This window comes from Mycobacteroides sp. PCS013 (assembly GCF_049532645.1).
In the GTDB taxonomy this organism is placed as follows: Bacteria; Actinomycetota; Actinomycetes; order Mycobacteriales; family Mycobacteriaceae; genus Mycobacterium; species Mycobacterium gwanakae.
Map to the genome: position 1 here is coordinate 729,815 of NZ_CP150131.1, position 13,699 is coordinate 743,513.

At 64.6% G+C, this 13,699-nt stretch carries 12 protein-coding genes; 4 read left to right on the top strand and 8 right to left on the bottom strand.

From position 1 onward, the window contains the following. Positions 1-82: 82 nt before the first annotated feature. The gene (locus RHO23_RS03615) at positions 83-1,456 is read left to right on the top strand and encodes an MFS transporter (RefSeq protein ID WP_064408272.1); all 1,374 of its coding nucleotides are present in this window, start codon (positions 83-85) and stop codon (positions 1,454-1,456) included. Here RHO23_RS03615 and RHO23_RS03620 read toward each other — a convergent pair. Then, a complete protein-coding gene (locus RHO23_RS03620; RefSeq protein ID WP_064410221.1) occupies positions 1,453-2,184 on the bottom strand; it encodes an MmpS family transport accessory protein in 732 nt (243 codons plus the stop codon). The two genes, RHO23_RS03615 and RHO23_RS03620, sit on opposite strands and share 4 nt — an antisense overlap. Positions 2,185-2,320: 136 nt before the next feature. Between RHO23_RS03620 and RHO23_RS03625 the strand changes: the two genes are divergently transcribed. Continuing rightward, positions 2,321-3,700, top strand: coding sequence for a cation:dicarboxylate symporter family transporter (locus RHO23_RS03625; protein ID WP_046253129.1), 1,380 nt, complete (start codon positions 2,321-2,323; stop codon positions 3,698-3,700). 15 nt (positions 3,701-3,715) lie between these two features. Here the strand turns inward: RHO23_RS03625 and RHO23_RS03630 are convergent, their stop codons facing one another. Further along, positions 3,716-5,551, bottom strand: a complete 1,836-nt coding sequence (locus RHO23_RS03630; protein WP_064408274.1) for an APC family permease — start codon at positions 5,549-5,551, stop codon at positions 3,716-3,718. A gap of 133 nt (positions 5,552-5,684) precedes the next feature. Between RHO23_RS03630 and RHO23_RS03635 the strand changes: the two genes are divergently transcribed. Then, positions 5,685-6,026, top strand: a complete 342-nt coding sequence (locus tag RHO23_RS03635; RefSeq protein ID WP_030095058.1) for a DUF732 domain-containing protein — start codon at positions 5,685-5,687, stop codon at positions 6,024-6,026. A 22-nt stretch (positions 6,027-6,048) separates the two neighbouring features. Here the strand turns inward: RHO23_RS03635 and cysC are convergent, their stop codons facing one another. From cysC to RHO23_RS03660, 5 genes are all read right to left on the bottom strand, one after another. Further along, positions 6,049-7,926: an adenylyl-sulfate kinase gene (cysC, locus tag RHO23_RS03640; RefSeq protein WP_423488675.1), complete on the bottom strand. Its 1,878-nt coding sequence runs from the start codon at positions 7,924-7,926 to the stop codon at positions 6,049-6,051. Beyond that, the gene (gene cysD, locus RHO23_RS03645) at positions 7,926-8,852 is read right to left on the bottom strand and encodes a sulfate adenylyltransferase subunit CysD (protein ID WP_030095060.1); all 927 of its coding nucleotides are present in this window, start codon (positions 8,850-8,852) and stop codon (positions 7,926-7,928) included. Before cysD ends, cysC begins: the two co-directional genes overlap by 1 nt. Beyond that, a complete protein-coding gene (gene stf0, locus RHO23_RS03650) occupies positions 8,849-9,652 on the bottom strand; it encodes a trehalose 2-sulfotransferase (protein ID WP_030095061.1) in 804 nt (267 codons plus the stop codon). The genes cysD and stf0 overlap by 4 nt, the downstream gene beginning before the upstream one ends. 76 nt (positions 9,653-9,728) lie before the next feature. Next, on the bottom strand, positions 9,729-11,090 hold the full coding sequence (locus RHO23_RS03655) for a sulfatase family protein (protein ID WP_064408277.1): 1,362 nt from the start codon (positions 11,088-11,090) through the stop codon (positions 9,729-9,731). 88 nt (positions 11,091-11,178) lie between these two features. Next, positions 11,179-12,120, bottom strand: coding sequence for a LysR family transcriptional regulator (locus RHO23_RS03660; RefSeq protein ID WP_423489161.1), 942 nt, complete (start codon positions 12,118-12,120; stop codon positions 11,179-11,181). Positions 12,121-12,203: 83 nt separating this feature from the next. On the opposite strand from RHO23_RS03660, the gene RHO23_RS03665 reads away from it, so the two are divergent. Continuing rightward, positions 12,204-12,470, top strand: coding sequence for a hypothetical protein (locus tag RHO23_RS03665; protein ID WP_064408279.1), 267 nt, complete (start codon positions 12,204-12,206; stop codon positions 12,468-12,470). A 12-nt stretch (positions 12,471-12,482) separates the two neighbouring features. Here RHO23_RS03665 and RHO23_RS03670 read toward each other — a convergent pair whose 3' ends face one another. Beyond that, entirely contained in the window at positions 12,483-13,682 is a 1,200-nt protein-coding gene (locus RHO23_RS03670; protein WP_423488676.1) for an AAA family ATPase, read from the bottom strand. Positions 13,683-13,699: the final 17 nt, after the last annotated feature.

A 13,699-nucleotide genomic window follows, 5' to 3' on the forward strand; every position in this document is an offset into this window, starting at 1 on the left:
ATCGTAAAGGTTTGCGATGAGCGCCTGCGCGAAGAGCAGCGGGCGGCGTTCGTGGGCCAAGCTACGCTTGTCGTTAATGAGCATGCCTGGCGTCGAGGAGCCTGTGGGGCGTCACGACCCAGGACCGGACCGGAAATCGGACACCCCCACCTCACGTGGCCGGATAGCTGCCTGGGCGGCGTTTGACTGGGGATCCGCGGCCTTCAACACCGTCATCGTGATGTTCATCTTCACGCCGTATCTGACGGGCCGGGTCGGCGCCGGGATGCCCGACGGCGTCCCGCAGGGACTCCTCGGCTGGATGATGGGCCTGGGCGGTGTCCTTGTTTTCCTGCTCGCTCCGGTGATCGGGGTATGGGCCGACACGCCACAGCGGCGCCGTATCGCGCTGGGCACACTCACTACATTGGTGGTGCTGGTCGCCACGGCGATGAGCCTGGTGCGTGAGGACAACCGCTACCTCTGGTTGGGTCTCGGGTTGTATTGCGCGGGTTCGGTATTCAACGAACTCGCGCAGGTTCCCTACAACGCGACGCTGCACGGACTGACCACATCGGCCAACGCCTCGCGGGTCTCCGGGCTCGGCCTGGCGGCCGCCTACATCGGCGGCGTAGTCGTTCTGCTGATCTGCTATCTGGGCTTCATCTCGGGGGACGGACCGACTCGCGGCTTCTTCCACATACCCGCTGCCGACGGATACGACGTGCGGGTCTCCGCGTTGTTGGCGGCGGCGTGGTTCGCGGTGTTCGCGCTGCCGCTGGTGCTCAGCCGACCGGTGGCCGATCCGGAGGACCCGCCACCCACCTCGCCCGGGTTTTTCGGGGTGTACCGGGAATTGTGGCGTGACCTCGTAGAGCAGTGGCACATGGATCGGCGCATCATCTACTTCCTGGGCGCAAGCGCGATCTTCCGCGACGGGATGGTCGCAATGTTCGCGCTGACCCCCGTCATCGCCAACGGGGTCTTCCACTTATCCGGGGCCGACATCACATTGTTCGGCGTGGCCGGAAATGTGATGGCCGCGGCCGGTGCGATTGTCGGCGGTTTGATCGACACTCGTTTGGGGTCCAAGGGGATCATCGTCGGCTCCTTGGTCGCGATCGTCACCCTCGGCATCGTGATGATGTGCCTGTCCGGTGAGCCCTCGTTCTGGATCTGTGGGCTTGCGATCGCCGCGTTCGTCGGCCCGCCCCAGTCTGCGGCCCGAACGCTGGTGCTGCGCATGGCGCCGGCGGGCCGGGAGGCGTTCGTCTTCGGCCTCTACACCATGACCGGGCGGGCGGTCTCTTTCGTCGGTCCGTGGCTTTTCGCCGTCTTTGCGCTGCTGTTCCACGCCACCCGTGCGGGAATCGCCGGCCCGGTGCTGATGATCGCGCTGGGAATGGTGGCGGTGATGTTGGTGAAGGTTCCCCGATACCACCCGGTGACCGGCGAAAACATCAGCGGCGCAAGCTAGCCCATACCGCTACAGGTCGCCATCTTTCCCGAGGTGGTGCTCTTCTGCGCTCCGTTGACGAGCAGGGTGCAGGAGACGTCGTGCGAGAAATCGGCGGCGATCACGACGGCGTTCGTCAACTGTTCGGAGTTGAGCTTGACTTCCTTGCGCCACGGCAGCTTGACGTTGAACTCCATCTGCAGGGAGCCGCTGGCGTCGAAGTAGGTGATGTTGAGTGCGGGGCCGCGTCCGGACACCTCATAGACGACAGTCTCGGTGGCCGCCTGACTTCCCTGTGTCGGAGGATTCACCGGAATTGGGGGAATGGTGAAACTCGGTATCGGCGGGAGGCTCGGCACGCTGGGCGCGGTGGTCGTCGAGGTTCGGGTGGAGGGAGTGGCGATAACTGTGGGGGGCTGCTCATCCTGGCGCTGGATCAGAACGACGAGCGTGGCGATGAGCGCGATGATGACGACCAGCGCCCCGATGCCGACGACCCACAGCCAGAAGGTGTTCGATCGGCGCGGGGGCGGGGGATCCTGTGGGGGAGGACCGTAAGTCCCGTATTGCTGCGGCAGCACAGCCGTTTGGTTGGGCTGGGCAGTGCTGGAGAGCGCGGGATACTCGAACGCCTGCGAGGCGTAGGCCGGGTCATCGGGGTAATCCAACGGTTGGCTGGACTGCGACCACGACCCGTATGACGTGGAGCCGCCCTGGGCGGCCGCATCGTCGCGGCGGTTGCTGTCCATGGCCGCCAGGGTACCCGCCAACCTATCGATGCAGGTGAAAGCCCGTCGGCCGTGTTTCCGGCAGTTCATCGCCGCACGTGGGTCAATGGGCGGGGCCGTGCTGTGATCCCGGTCACGGTACGGCACGATAGGGGCCATGACAGTGACCGAATCCACGGCTTCCGAGAGCGCCCCGCCCAAGAAACGCAAGGACCGCACCCATTGGCTCTATATCGCGGTCATCGTCGCGGTGGTGCTGGGCGTCGTGGTCGGCATGCTGTGGCCGGGGTTCGGCAAGTCGGTGGGTGTGCTTGGCGAGATCTTCGTCAGCCTCATCAAGATGATGATCAGCCCGGTGATCTTCTGCACGATCGTGTTGGGCATCGGATCGGTGCGCAAGGCCGCCAGTGTCGGCCGCGTCGGGGGGCTGGCGTTCGTGTACTTCCTGGCGATGTCGACCGTCGCGCTGGCGATCGGTCTGGTTGTCGGCAACCTGCTCGCGCCGGGCACCGGGTTGCATTTGTCCGGGGCGAATCAGGGGGCGGGTGCCAAGTACGCCGACCAGGCACATGCCGCCGGTGGCACCTGGCATTTCATCAAATCGATTGTGCCGGAGACGATGTTCTCGGCGCTGACCTCAGGCAGCGTGCTGCAAACGCTGTTCATCGCGCTGCTGGTCGGTTTCGCGGTGCAAGCCCTGGGATCCACCGGTGAGTCGATCGTGCGCGGTGTCGGCATGCTTCAGAAGCTGGTGTTCAAGGTCCTCATCATGGTGCTCTGGCTGGCGCCCATCGGCGCCTTCGGTGCCATCGCCAATGTGGTCGGCCAGACCGGCTGGAACGCCGTGAAAGAGCTGGGCGCACTCATGCTCGGCTTCTACACCACGTGTGTGATCTTCATCTTCGGTGTGCTGGGCGCGCTGCTGTGGGCGGTTGCCCGGGTGTCGATCTTCAAGCTGGTGCGCTACCTGGCGCGTGAGTACCTGCTGATCGTCTCGACGTCCTCCTCTGAATCGGCGCTGCCCCGGCTGATCGCGAAGATGACGCACCTCGGGGTCGAGAAGTCGACGGTGGGAATCGTTGTCCCGACCGGCTACTCGTTCAACCTGGATGGGACGGCGATTTATCTGACGATGGCCTCATTGTTCGTCGCCGACGCGATGGGCAAGCCGTTGTCGATCGGTGAGCAGATCTCGCTGCTGGCGTTCATGATCATCGCTTCCAAGGGCGCGGCCGGGGTGACCGGTGCCGGCATGGCCACGCTGGCGGGTGGATTGCAGAGCCATCGGCCCGACTTGATCGACGGGGTCGGGATGATTGTCGGCATCGACCGGTTCATGTCGGAGGCGCGGGCGCTGACCAACTTCTCCGGTAATGCGGTGGCCACGTTGCTCATCGGAACCTGGACCAAGACAACGGATCGTGAGCGGATCAAGACGGTGCTCTCCGGTGCCGATCCGTTCGACGAAACCACCATGCTCGACGATCACACAGACGACGCCGTCGCCGAGAAGGTGCCCGCACAGGCGGCCAACTGACGGCGGTGTGCGCCGTCAGTTCATGCGGTATGGATAGTTCGCGACAATCGCATCGGTGCGATCAATGAGATTGGCCGTCAGCACAATTCCGGTCTGATTGTGCAGGATCTGGTGCCAGCGGCGCTTGGTCTTGATCTCGGTGATGAGCACGGTCACCTGGCGACCGTCGGACTGACGCTTCTTGACGTACTCCACCAGTGGTGTCACCAGCGATCGGTGCGCGGTCGGCAGCACCACGAGCTCAAGCCCGGGGTTCCATTGATCCCAGCGTTTGGTCATGGTGTGCGCCTTCTGATCCGTGCGGCTGATGGTGACCGGTACCACCTCGCCACCGAGGTGCAATGCCGCCTCGAGTAGCTGAACCGTTCGTTTGTTGATGTCGTCGATCGGCACGATCACCAGGGGTGTCTGATCGGGGGGATTGGGTGTCAGCGTGGGCAATTCATCGAGCTCCAGTTCACGTTTGACGCCCTGGTAGTAGTTCTCGGTGCGCCCGAAAAGCAAAATCAGCAGGGGAATGACGATGACCAGCAGCCACGCGCCCTCGGTGAACTTGCTGCTGAAGAACACGACCATGGCGATGGCCGACAGGGCCGCGCCGAACCCGTTCAGTGCGGCCTTCCAGTGCCAGCCCGGGGTGCGGGCACAAAACCAGTGTTTGACCAAACCGGCTTGGCTGATGGTGAATCCGATGAACACACCGATCGCGAACAGGGGCAGCAGCCGGTGGGTGTCGGCGCCGCTGGCGATGAGGATCACCGCCGCGAGGGCGGCCAGTGCCGCCACACCGTATCGGTAGACCGGCTTCTCGGCCCGCAACGCGAAGAGATGAGGCATCCGATCGTCTTTGGCGAGCAGACTCATCAACACCGGCAACCCACCGAAGCTGGTGTTGGCGGCGAACCCGAGGATCAGTGCGACGGTCACATTGGTGATGTAGAAGGGGATTCCGGTGCCGAAGGCGGCAGCGGAAAGCTGCGCCAGAATGGTGACATCGCCGCGGGGGACCACATGGTGCGCCTTGATGAGGATGCTCAGTCCGATCAACATGACGCCCAAGAGAATTCCCAACGCGACCTCGGTGTACTGGGCCCGTTTGATGGCGGGTGTCTTGAATGCCGGGACGCCGTTCGCGATGGCCTCGACACCCGTCAGCGACGAACATCCGGCCGCGAATGCCTTGAGAACCAGGATGATTCCGAGCGCGCTGACCGGTTCGATGGGGCCGAGGTCCTTGCCGATGACGGCCACGGGGGTGGAATGCGATAGCCCGAAGACGATGACCGCGAGGATGCACACGATGAAGACGAAGGTCGGCAGCATGAGCACCTTGGCCGACTCGCTGATGCCTATGAGATTGAGGACGGTCAGGATGGCCAGTCCGATCAGCGTGATGGACAGCAGGTGTGGGGCGAGAGCGGGAAAGGCGCTCGCCAGGCTTGCCGCCCCGGCAGCCAGGCTCACCGCGACAGTCAGCACGTAGTCGACGACGAGGCTCGCGGCGGCCAGCAGGCTCGCACCCCGGCCGAGGTCTTTCTTGGCCACGGCGTAGGAGCCGCCACCTTCGGGGTGTACCGCGATCACCTGGCGGTAAGAGAACACCAACACGATGAGCAGCACCGAGATCGCGATGGCCACCGGCAAGGTGAAGGCGACGGCGCCGACCCCGCCCGCGATCAGGGCCAGGACGATGGCCTCCGGGCCGTAGGCTACCGAGGACAGCGCGTCCAGGGACAGCGCGGCGAGGCCGCCGACGGCAGTCAGTTTGTGTGCGTCATCCTTCAGGACGCGGCGCAGCCGCGGGTCGGCGACGCGTGGCGGTATGGGCTGGGTCGGGGGCGCAGAAACCACCGGGGGAGAGTAGACCCGGACGTGGCGCTTTTCGTGGGTCTTTACGCGATCTTGAGGCCCGGATAGTGGTGTCAATCACGATGACATCGTCGAACCTATGTCCCATGAGGTCAACGGATGTAGACTCACCGGCATGAAGGGACTCAGTCTTACTGCGATGATCGCGATGGGTGCGGGTGCTGCCGCGATCGCCATGGCCTCTCCGGCGCATGCCGATGACGTCAGCTTCAACGAGACACTGCACTCCTACGGCATCTACGCGCCGCCGGACAAGACTGCATACCTCGGCAAGATCGCCTGCCATCGTCTGGACACCGGTCTGGACAAGGACGCCTACCAGGCCACCAGCTTCCTGACCAAGAACCTGGACCGCAACACCTCCACCGAGCAGAAGTGGCAGTTCCTGGGCGCTTCGATCGATGAGTACTGCCCCGAGCAGCGTCCGGTCCTCGAGCGCGCAGCCAGCCGTACCTAAGCCGGTTCGTTCTTAACCGCGCTCAGCGAGCACGGTTAAGAACGTCGATGACCTGCGCCACCAGCCCGTCGATATCGGCACCGGTGGTGTCGAGAGCGAGTTCGGGATTTTCCGGAGCTTCATAGGGTGCTTCCACACCCGTCAACCCCTTCAATTCGCCGGCGCGAGCCCGTGCATACAGCCCCTTGGGGTCCCGCTTCTCGCATTCGGCCAGCGGGGTGGAGATGTACACCTCGATGAACGGCAGTTTGGCCGCGGCGTTGATGCTGCGCGCGGTTTCCCGATCGGAGCGCAGCGGCGACACCAGTGATGCCAGCGCGACCACTCCGGCGTCGGCGAAGAGCCGCGCCAGGTGTGATACCCGGCGAATGTTCTCGGCGCGGTCGCCCGGTGAGAACCCGAGGTCATCGGAAAGTCCATGGCGCAGGTTGTCGCCGTCGAGTAGGTAGGCCACCTGGCCGGACTCCACCAGCGCCCGTTCCACCGCGACCGCGATGGTGGACTTGCCGGACGCGGGCAGGCCGGTGAACCAGATGATGGCGCCGCGCTGAGTGGTGCTGTCCCAGCGGTATTCGCGATCCAGGGCCGAGGGATGCCACCGGATATCGGTGCGTGAGTGCGTCTCCGGCTTTACCTCGCGTGCCTCGGTGATGGTTCCGGCGCCGACGGTGTCGTTGGATGCCTCATCGATCAGGATGAACGCGCCGCTGTCCCTGCTGTCTGCGTAGGAGTCGGCCACCACGACCGAGCTGGTGCGCAGAGTCACCGAGCCGATGTCGTTGAGCGCCAACTCAACCGGACCGTCCAGCTCGTCGAGAGTTTCCGGGTCCAGCCGGGTGTGCAGAGCCTGAACGGTGGCCCGCACCGTCCGGGTGCCCTGCTTGAGTGCGAGCCGGTCACCGGCTCGCAGCGGGCCGTTGGTGAACCAGCAGACCGTGGCGTCCAGCTCGCGCGCCAGCACCGGCAGCACCGCATCCTCTACGCCGCTCACCAGCACATCGCCTCGGCCCACATCGATGTCGTCGGCCAATTCGATCGATACCGACAGTGGAGCCACACCGGTAGAACGGTTTTCATCCAGAGTGTCGACCACCGTCACCGTCGACCGGGTTCCCGACGGCAGGTTCACCACCGGGTCTCCGACGCTGAGGGTGCCACCCGCCAACCGTCCGGTGTATCGCCGACGCTGATCGGCCGTTGGGCGCGAAACCCACTGCACGGGCAGGCGCAGTTTGGCGGCCTCGGGTTGCGGGGGCGAAAGCTCGACGTTCTCAAGGTATTCGAGCAGCGTCGGCCCGCTGTACCAGGCGGTGTTCTCGGAGCGGTGCACCACGTTGTCGCCGAGCTTGGCTGCGATAGGAATGACGGTGATGTCTACCTTGCCGAGCCGGTCGGCCAGTAGATGCAGCTCGCGCTCGACTTCCGCGAACCGCTCCGCATCGAAGTCAACCAGGTCGATCTTGTTGATCGCGGCCACGAAGTGCTTGATACCCAACAGCTTTGCGATGCGGGCGTGGCGACGGGTCTGGCGCAGCACTCCGGCTCGCGCGTCGACAAGCAGGATCGCGACATGCGCGTTAGAGGCGCCGGTGAACATGTTGCGGGTGTAGCGCTCGTGACCCGGGGTGTCGGCCAGGATGTAGCTGCGGGTCGCGGTGGAGAAGAAGCGGTACGCGACGTCGATCGTGATGCCTTGCTCGCGTTCGGCGCGCAGGCCGTCGGAAAGCGCAGCGAGGTCGGCGTTTCCCTCGTCGTCGGTGACGGCCTCCAGGTGGTCGACCGGCAGGCTGTCGGTGTCATGCAGCAGTCGCCCGATGAGGGTGCTCTTGCCGTCGTCCACCGAACCGGCGGTGGCGATGCGCAGTAGTTGGCGGGTGTCCACCGCGGTCTGGGTGCTCATCAGAAGTAGCCCTCTCGTTTCCGGTCTTCCATGGCGGCCACGGATGTGCGGTCATCGGCGCGAGTCTCGCCGCGCTCGGACACGGTGGCCACGGAGATCTCCGCGATCACCCCTTCGATCTCGGTGGCCTGGGAGCGGACCGCGCCGGTGATCGTCATGTCGCCGACGGTGCGGTAGCGGACCCATTCGGTGGCTGCCACCTCGTCGCCCTGTGGGGTGGCGTACTCGGAGGTGGCCAGCAGGATGCCGTCACGCTCGAACACCTCGCGTTGGTGTGCGTAGTAGATCGATGGCAGCTCAAGGTTTTCCAGCTGTATGTAGCGCCAGATGTCCAGTTCGGTCCAGTTGCTCAACGGAAAGACCCGGACCTGTTCGCCCTTACGGATGCGGCCGTTGTACAGCGACCAGGGCTCGGGACGCTGTGCCCGCGGATCCCATTGGCCGAACTCGTCGCGGAAACTCAGGATGCGCTCCTTGGCGCGGGCACGTTCCTCGTCACGGCGGGCACCGCCGAATGCCGCGTCGAAATCGCCGGCTTCCAATGCATCGAGCAGGGTGCGCGTCTGCTGACGGTTGCGTGAGGCGCCCGGGCCCGGGTCGGCGACCCGTCCGGCGTCGATGGTGTCCTGCACCGAGGCGACGATCAGCTTGTGTCCGTGCCCGGTGGTGCGGCGGTCACGGAACTCGATGACCTCGGGGAAGTTGTGCCCGGTGTCGACATGCAGCACGGGGAAGGGCAACGGTGCCGGGCGAAATGCCTTCTCGGCCAACCTCAGCAGGACGATCGAGTCCTTGCCCGCCGAGAACAGCAGCACCGGGCGTTGCAGCTCGGCAACCACCTCCCGGATGATGTGCACCGCCTCGGCCTCTAACAGCCGAAGCTCGTTGACCTGTAAGAGATCGGGCGTTGTCGCGGTGTCGCTCATAGTGGCAGTCCCTCTCGTTCCGCATCGCTCCGGTAGCGGTCCACCCAGTCGTCAGACCGCTGATCTGCCTGCCGTTCCAGCACCGGTGCCGGTGCGAGCCGGGGGTCTTGGCCCAACGCCTCCAGCACGGTGCCCACCACCTGCGTCAGGTTGCGCCACAGGAATGGGTACGAGACATCGATGGGCTGGATGTTCTCCTCGGCGAACCAGCGGCGCCACCCGGCTTCCTGCGCCTGCAACATGGTGATGACATGGGCGATGGCCCCCGCGTGATACTCGGCGCGGGCATCGCGCACCGGGTCGGGGCGTCCACGCCACACGCGGGTCTGCACCGCGCGCCAGAACGAAACCGCTTGGGACACCACGTCTGGTCGGTATACGTGCACCAGCACCGGGTCGCTGCCGACGACGTCGCGTATCGCGGCGAGTAGACCGTCGCCGGATCGATCGGGAAGACCTTGGGCGCGGTTTAGCAGTAGCGGAGTCTGGTTCCACATGAGCTTGCCGCCCCAGATTCCGTTGGGGGTGCGCCCTACGGTGCGGATGTAATCGCGCCAGATGGTGGCGGGCGCCAGGTCGGGCTTGCCCGCGTCCAGCGGATCGAGCAGACGCAGGATCGACTCGTCCTGGACGTCGGCGAACCATTCCCGCGGCTGCGGGGACTGGCTTGTGGTGGGCAGGTACTGGAAGAACTCCTGCGGCTCGCCCGCTACACCGGTTGCGCGCAGAGATTCCACCAGGAGTGTGCTGCCACTGCGCTGCGAGGCGAGCACCAGATATGCGGTGGGATGTTCGGGCATGCGCAGTAGCCTAACCGCAATTGTTTTGTATTCGACTAATTGGGTTCGCCGTGAATTGCAATCATAGCGAACATAACTATTGTTCGATGCCGCGTTCGTCGGCGATGGCGGAACGGTTGGCTCCGGGGCGGCCATGGATGCGCAGGAATGTCTCGGTGTAACGCTCAGATATGCGCGTGCCCGCAAAATCCGAGGGAATGACGTCGAGGGTCTTCTCACGCCAGTCGTTGAGACGCAGCGCCAAGTCGTCGGCGACGGCTCGCGCTTCCGGATCGGCATCCAGTCCCAGCAGGTTATGTGCTTCTCCCGGATCTGCGACAAGGTCGTAGAGCTCGCGATGCGGGCGTGGGTTGGTGATGTGCGTGGCGACGGCCCGGCCTGGGGGGCTGTCGGCAATGTCCCACGGTAGGTCCAGGACCGGTCTGGGTGCGTAATTCTCTATATAACTGTAGTTCTTTGTCCGAATGGCCCGAATGGGGTCAAAGGAATCGTGATATGTCTTCGCGGTGAATAGCTCGGAGCGGACTTGTTCTAATTCTTCCGCCGGTTTCAGGATATTGCCGGCGTGAGAAATTCCCTGAATTTCCCCGGGGATATCGACACCGAGTAATTCCAGGAGCGTGGGCAGCAGATCGACGCCGCTGAAGAGTTCGTCGTAGCGCAGTGACTCGGTGCGTCGGCCACGTGGGGGACGCACGATCAGCGCGATGCCGGTGCCGGCGTCGTACAAGGTGGACTTGGCGCGCGGCAACGCCGGGCCGTGATCGGTCATGAAGACGACCCAAGTGTTCTCGTTGAGGCCGGTCTCGGTTAACACGTCCAGCAATTCACCGACTTTGGCATCGGCCACCGCGATTGAGCCATAGAACTCGGCCAGGTCGTCGCGCACCTCGGGGGTGTCGGGCAGATAGTCGGGCACGTTCACCGTGTCGGCGTCGGAGGGTTCATAGCGCTCCCGTGGAAACGGGCGATGTGTTTCGAAGAATCCAGCGGTGAGCAGAAACGGTGCCTTGGGAGAATTGCGCAACCATCGAGATGCATGCTCCACCACGTATTCGCAATACGAGTTCGACACGTCGTACTCGTCGAATCCCAGCGTCGCGGGATACGCCGTCTCATGCTGCATTCCGAACAGCACTGTGTGCCAGCCCGATCCGGACAGAATGTGGGGGAGTGTGCGCACGCCGGCGCGATACTCCCAGCCGTGATGGGCCAGGCCGATGAGGCCATTGCTCTGCGGGTATCGGCCGGTGAAAAGCGAGCCGCGCGATGGTGAACACAGCGGTGCTGTGGCGTGTGCGCGGGTGAACAGGATGCCGTCGGCCGCCAGCTGGTCCAGGTGTGGGCTGGACACATCGGGATGCCCGTAGACGCCCAGGTAGCGACCGAGGTCGTGCCAATGGACGATCAGAACGTTGTCCCGTGACGCTTCGGTCACTGCGCTCCCTTCCTGAGGTTCGACGGTCTACCCAACAGTGTGCCTCGGTTATCTGGCAACCCTTCGGCTCACCCGGAGCAACTAACTCTCAACGCGAGCCCCGGAATCCCACGATATGGCTGAGAAGGTCACGGACGGCCCCGGCGGGTGGTACGCGCGCTCCGCGCCAGATGGCGCGAAGATCGCGGTGCAGGTCGATATCGCATACTGCGACGGCGCGGAGTCTGCCCATGGCCAAGTCGTCGCCGACCGCCAACGCACTCATCACCGCCGGGCCGGCTCCCGCGCGTACCGCTGCCCGTACTGCTGCGGCGGAGGACAGTTCCAGGGCAGGCGCGGCTTGATCGACGGTGCCGAGTGCGGTGCGCAGCGCTGCGGTCAGCGAGTCTCGGGTACCCGACCCGGCCTCGCGCGCGACCAGCGGTGTCTCAGCGAGCTCGATGGGGGTCACAGGGCGGGTTCGCTTGGCCCACTTATGATCCGGCGCTACCACGACCACGAGATGGTCATGGGCCACCACTTTGCTGCGCAGGCTCTTTGGTGCCAGGGGGCTCTCGATGAATCCGACATTGGCGCTGCCGTCCTGCACCGCCTCGGCGGCGTGCTCGCTGTTGGTCGCGGTGAGTACCACCGTGGCAGCCGAGGTGCCCAAGCGTGTCGCCGCAGCCTGCAGCGACACCAACCAGCGCGGCATCAGCTGCTCGGCGATGGTCTGGCTCGCCGCGACCTTGACGCGGGCTCGGCTCTCTTCGCGCAGCGATGCCAGCGCGGTGTCGACCTGCGTGGCGACCGCCAGCAGCTTGGCGGCCCATTCGGCTACCGCGACGCCGGTGGTGGTGAGCTGAGACCCGCGTGGAGTTCTGCTGACCAGTGGCACGCCGGTCTGTGCTTCAAGGGAGGCGATGCGCGCTGATACGGCCTGCTGGGTCAGGCCGAGGTCGCGGCCCGTGGCACCGAGACTGCCGGTCCTTGCGATACCCAGCAGCACCTCGAACGCGGACAGTTCTGGCATCCGGCTGCTCAACATGATCCATGTTAGGCACAAATCAGCCTTGTGAGCCCACAAATTCGCGAGGTCTACTGCCGGATCTCCCTCAGATCGACGATTGATTCATGAGCAAGACATCCTCCAACGCAAAGGAAATGACCATGAACACTCTCGTCGCCAACGCAGCCGGCAAGGTCGTCATCTGGGCCGGATTGGCACTCGCCGTTCTCGCCCCCGTCATTGCCGCCCTCTGGATGATGGCCGCACCCAGTGTCGTGGCCGAAGGCGGCAGCCAGAGCGCACATCATCATCACGCCGTTACCCAGACCGGCGACGCCAGCCACCAGAGCGTCATCAATGGTGGGGGCGCCAAGCTCAACAACCAGTGGTGATGCGGCCTCTGCCTATCGGGTACCCCAATGCCATGACGGGGCTCTCAGCGCGTCAAGTCCCACGATCTGCGTCTCGCCCCAGTCTTTGACGAGTTCGAGCCGCACCGCTGATCCCGCATCGTCGAATCGATCCTCATCGCCGGCGAGGATCTCGCGCAGCGGCCGCGCCGCAAGATGATCCACCAACGCATTGGCGTGGGTGATTACCACCACCTGGGTTTTCGCCGCAGCGGCGCGAATGAGTGTCGCCAGCGGTGCGATGAGATCCGGATGCAGCGACGTCTCGGGCTCGTTGAGCACCATCAGTGGTGGTGGTTCAGGGCTCAGCAGCGCCGCCGCCCACAGCAGGAAACGTAGAGTGCCATCGGATAATTCGGCCGCACGCAATGCGCGCAGCATGCCGGCCTGCTGCACCTGCAGATCAAAGACCCCGTCGCGTACCGCGACGGCCACCGAGGCGCCGTCGAATGCGTCGGCGATGACCCTGTCCAGGGTGTCACTGCGAGTCTCGATGATGGTCTGGATAGCGGCGGCCACATCGCTGCCGTCATTCGAGAGCACCGTTGTGCGCGTGCCGATCTGGGGCTGACGTGCCGGGGAGAGCATGTCGACACGGAAACCGTCGTAGAACCGCCAGCCGCGCAGCGTGTCCCGGACGGCGCCCAATTCAGGAAACCTGCCGGGGAATTCAGAGAGCATGCTGCGGTAGGTCGGCAGCGAGCGACTGAAATCCTTGAACCCGCGCCCCGACTCCGCGCGGGCTTCAACCACGGGGCGGGTTCTGCGGGCCAGGGTCGAACTCGGGCGAACCGATGGTCCGGTGAATACGACCTCGCGCTTGATCTCCGGGTCGCGGCCGAAGGCGGAATCGCTGGGTATCGGCAGGCCGAGGTCCACCAAGTAACCAAAATCTGTTGACGCAAAACCTAATTCGATGGATACGGGACGTGTGCGGATCGTGGGCTGAACGGCGCCTGTGCGTCGTGCGCCCTTGAGAAACTCCGGCCCGGCCCACATCGCCGATTGCAGTCCACCCTGGCGCGCCAGCGAGCCGATGACCTCGCCGCGGCCGCAGTCGGCCAGTAGCTGCAGTGCCCGGTACAGGGAGGATTTTCCGGTGCCGTTAGCGCCGGTGACGACCGTGAGTTGGGTAAGCGGCAGCACAATATCGCGCAAGGACCGGTATCCCCGGATGGCGACGGTGGTGAGCACGGCGTCAGGTTAGCCAA

Coding starts and splice junctions, on each gene's coding strand:
- RHO23_RS03635 (WP_030095058.1), top strand. CDS start 5,685: ATGAAGGGACTCAGTCTTACTGCGATGATCGCGATGGGTGCGGGTGCT.
- cysC (WP_423488675.1), bottom strand. CDS start 7,926: ATGAGCACCCAGACCGCGGTGGACACCCGCCAACTACTGCGCATCGCC.
- cysD (WP_030095060.1), bottom strand. CDS start 8,852: ATGAGCGACACCGCGACAACGCCCGATCTCTTACAGGTCAACGAGCTT.
- RHO23_RS03625 (WP_046253129.1), top strand. CDS start 2,321: ATGACAGTGACCGAATCCACGGCTTCCGAGAGCGCCCCGCCCAAGAAA.
- RHO23_RS03665 (WP_064408279.1), top strand. CDS start 12,204: ATGAGCAAGACATCCTCCAACGCAAAGGAAATGACCATGAACACTCTC.
- stf0 (WP_030095061.1), bottom strand. CDS start 9,652: ATGCCCGAACATCCCACCGCATATCTGGTGCTCGCCTCGCAGCGCAGT.
- RHO23_RS03620 (WP_064410221.1), bottom strand. CDS start 2,184: ATGGACAGCAACCGCCGCGACGATGCGGCCGCCCAGGGCGGCTCCACG.
- RHO23_RS03615 (WP_064408272.1), top strand. CDS start 83: ATGCCTGGCGTCGAGGAGCCTGTGGGGCGTCACGACCCAGGACCGGAC.